3 protein-coding genes are annotated in these 3,637 nt (G+C 74.1%); all 3 read left to right on the top strand.

Features of this window, described 5'->3' with window-relative positions:
* A partial coding sequence (locus ACT6S0_RS27280) for a Kelch repeat-containing protein (protein WP_444766861.1) occupies positions 1 to 1,291 on the top strand: 1,291 nt, incomplete at its 5' end.
* 147 nt (positions 1,292 to 1,438) lie between these two features.
* Positions 1,439 to 2,209: an alpha/beta fold hydrolase gene (locus tag ACT6S0_RS27275; RefSeq protein WP_444766860.1), complete on the top strand. Its 771-nt coding sequence runs from the start codon at positions 1,439 to 1,441 to the stop codon at positions 2,207 to 2,209.
* Positions 2,206 to 3,637 (top strand): RecQ family ATP-dependent DNA helicase (locus tag ACT6S0_RS27270; protein ID WP_444766859.1); only part of this gene is annotated, 1,432 nt, incomplete at its 3' end. The genes ACT6S0_RS27275 and ACT6S0_RS27270, both read left to right, overlap by 4 nt.

Genomic DNA, 3,637 nt, shown 5'->3' with positions numbered 1-3,637 from the left:
GGCCTGCGGTGGCGGCGGTGGCGGCGGCACGACGCCCGCGCCCGTCCCCGCCATCCAGCGCCTGACCGCAGCACCCGTGGCCGTGGGCGACGGCGCGCTGATCACGGCCACCTTCAGCGGCGGTGCGGGCCGCATCGAGCCCGACATCGGCGCGGTACGCAGCGGCGTGGCGGTGTCAACGCCGCCACTGGCCGGGCCGCGCCGCTACACGCTGGTGGTCGAGGCGGCGGGCCATCCGTCGGCTCGCGGCGAGCTGGAAGTGGTGCCCGCCTACCGCGACCGTTATGTGACGGTCGGCACGCCGCAGCCGCTGCAGTACCACGCCGCCGTCTCAGCGCCCGATGGCAGCGTCATCGTCATCGGCGGATCGCGCGGCATGTCGGCCCTGTCCGAAGCGGTTGACCGCTTCGACCCCGCCACGCGCACCTTCACGCGCATTGGCGCCATGGCCACCGGCCGGGCCCAGCACTCCGCCACCCGCCTGGGCGACATGCGCGCCCTGGTGCTGGGCGGCCTGACAGGCCTGAGCAGCGGCGGCTTCGCCGAGCTGGTGGACCTGGGCACCGGTGCCGTCGAGGCCGCCGGCCGGCCCGTGCGGCCGCGCATACGTCATGCCAGCGTCGCCCTGGACGACGGGCGCGTCCTCGTCGTCGGCGGCCTGCAAAGCGACAGCGTCGAGCTGTGGGACCCGGCGACGCGGAGCTTTCGCCTCGTTGCCGCGCGAATGCACAACGTGCGCGAGTTCCCGACCGCGACGCGCCTGGCCGACGGCCGCGTCCTCATCGTCGGCGGGGATCACATCGGGCCAAGCCAGCGCCTGGCCGAGATCTTCGACCCGCGCACCGAGCGCTTCGAGGCCGTCGCCTCGCCGCTGGATGCGGAGCGCCGCGCGATGCACGAGGCGCATGCGCTGCCCGATGGCCGTGTGCTGGTGCTCGGCGGCGAGCTGAGCACCGGCGCCAGCCTGGAACCGCTGGACAGCGTGCTGCTGTTCGACCCGGCAACGCAGACACTGTCGCTGCACGGACGCCTGGACATGCCGCGCAGCCTGGTGCGCAGCCTGCTGCTGCCCGACGACCAGGTGCGCCTGTTCGGCGGCCAGACCGGCGCGGCGGGCGCGGCCCGCTCCGCCGGCGCCTATGCGCCCGACAGGGCGGCACGAGCACTGGCGGCCATGCCCGCCGGGCGCGCCTGGCACACGCTGTCGGCGCTGGCGGACGGCCGCATCCTCATCCTTGGCGGCGACGACGATGCGGGTGGGGCGGTCGGCAACGCGCTGCTCTACGAGTAGCCCGCGCCCCGCCCCGGTGCGGCGCGACCGCTGCCGCAGCGGTGTCGCCGCCTGTCCTACAGCGCCTGGGGCCGCGCGCTGGCACCAGTCGCAGGGGTGGCACGCGAGCATGAGCCCATCGCTTGACCCGGCCTTGCCGCCACCGCCATGACCTCCTCCTCGCTGCTCCTGCATCCCAAGTCCCGCGCCGCCGCTGGCACCCCGCCGGGCCGGCGCCCCGCCCTGGCATTGCTGGCCACTGAACCCGCCCGTGCCACGCTGGAGGCCGTCCAGGCCCTCGGCCACTGGCGCCATGCGCCCGAGCAGGTCGGCCAGGGCCACACGGTGGTGCTTTTCCCCGGCCTGGCCACCGACGGCCTGACGCTGTGGCCACTGCGGCGCCATCTCGAGCGCGCGGGCTTTCGGGCGATGGACTGGGGCCAGGGCTTCAACACCGGGCCGCGCGGCGACCCCGACGAGTGGCTCGACAGACTGGCCGAATCGATCGAGACGCGCATGTCGCCGGCCCGCGAGGTCAGCCTGGTGGGCTGGAGCCTGGGCGGCTTCTACGCCCGCGAGCTTGCCAAGCGCTGGCCCGACCGCGTCAACCAGGTCATCACCATCGGTACGCCCTTCAATGGCAGCGCCGACGACACCAATGTGGGCTGGCTGTTCCGCCTGCTCAACGGCAAGCGCCCGCCCAACGAGGCCGCGCTGCGCAAGCGCCTGGCCGAGCCGCCGTCGGTACCGACAACCTCGCTCTACAGCCGCCGCGACGGCGTCGTCGCCTGGGAGGCCTGCACCCATGCGCGCCGCTTCCGGCAGGCCCGGGACATCGAGGTGCAGGCCAGCCACATGGGCATGGGCTGGGCACCCGAGGTGCTGGACCAGGTGAGCGGCCTGCTGGCTTCACGCCACGACCGGAAAGCCGCCGCGTGAACACCGCCGCCCTGCTGCAGACGCCCGGCCCGGCACCGGGTGACGAAGCGCCGCTGCCCACCCAGGCGCCCGTGCCCGAGAAGCTGCCGCCGCGCGAGCCCGTGGTGCCGGTCAAGCTGCGCACGACGCTCAGGCGTGTTTTCGGCCTGCAGGCGCTGCGCCCCGGCCAGGGCGAGGTCATCGCGCGCGTGCTGGCGGGGCAGAACACCCTGGCCGTCATGCCGACGGGCGCGGGCAAGTCGCTGTGCTACCAGCTCCCTGCGGTGCTGAGCGAGGCGCTGACGGTCGTCATCTCGCCGCTGATCGCCCTGATGAAGGACCAGTGCGACACGCTGGAGTCGCGTGGCGTGGTGGCGCGCCAGCTGCATTCGGCGCTGGACGCCAACAGCCGCCTGGAAGCCGAGGCGCTGCTGACGCGCGGCGCCGTGCGCGTGCTGTTCACGACGCCCGAACGTCTGGCCGATGGGCGCACGCTGACGCTGCTGCAGGGGCAGCGCGTGGGCCTGCTGGTGGTCGACGAGGCGCATTGCATCTCGCAATGGGGGCACGACTTCCGGCCCGCCTTCAGCGCCCTGCGCGACGCCCGACGCGCCCTCGGCCGGCCACCCGTGCTGGCGCTGACGGCCACGGCTTCGGCGGCGGTGCAACGCGAGATTGCCGAGGCCCTCGACATTCCGCGTGACGGCGTGCTCTGCCACGGCGTCTACCGCCCCAACCTGCGCCTGGCCGTCGAGCTGCCGCAGACCGAGAAGCAAAGGCGCGAGTTCATCCTGCGCCGGGTCCAGGCGCTCGGCGCCGACGCCGGCAGTGCCATCGTCTACTGCGCCACCGTGCGCGAGGCCACGGCCCTGCACCGCCAGCTGCGCGAAGCCGGCGTGGCCGCGGGGCTCTATCACGGCAAGCTGCCGGCCACCGAGCGCACCGCCGTGCAAGAAGCCTTCATGAACGACCAGAGCCGCGTCATGGTGGCGACCAATGCCTTCGGCATGGGCATCGACAAGCCCGACATCCGCCTGGTGCTGCATGCGCAGATGCCGGCCTCCATCGAGGCCTATGTGCAGGAGTTCGGCCGGGCCGGCCGCGACGGCGAACCGGCCGACTGCGTGCTGCTGTTCCGCGAGGGCGACCGCGCGCTGCAACAGTTCTTCGCCGGCGGCCAGACGCCGTCGCGCGAGGAGCTGAGCACGGTCTGGCGCGCCCTGGCGAGCCAGACGCCGCAGCGTGGCTGGCTGCCGGCGGCGCTGGCCGAGATGGTCAGGCTGCCGCAACGTCGCCTGGACAAGGTGCTGGCCGGGCTGCGCGCCGTGCGTGCGCTGCGCGGCAACGAGGCCACGGGCCTGAGGCCCGCCACGCGCCGCGACCCGCAAACCGTTGTCGACGCCGCCGAGGCGGCAGCGCAGCAGCGCCAGCACGGGTGGCCGGCCGAGG

The sequence above is a fragment of the Roseateles sp. genome, from assembly GCF_052436255.1.
GTDB lineage: Bacteria > Pseudomonadota > Gammaproteobacteria > Burkholderiales > Burkholderiaceae_C > Pelomonas.
This window is presented reverse-complemented; position numbering and strand designations above follow the sequence as displayed.

Coding starts and splice junctions, on each gene's coding strand:
- ACT6S0_RS27275 (WP_444766860.1), top strand. CDS start 1,439: ATGACCTCCTCCTCGCTGCTCCTGCATCCCAAGTCCCGCGCCGCCGCT.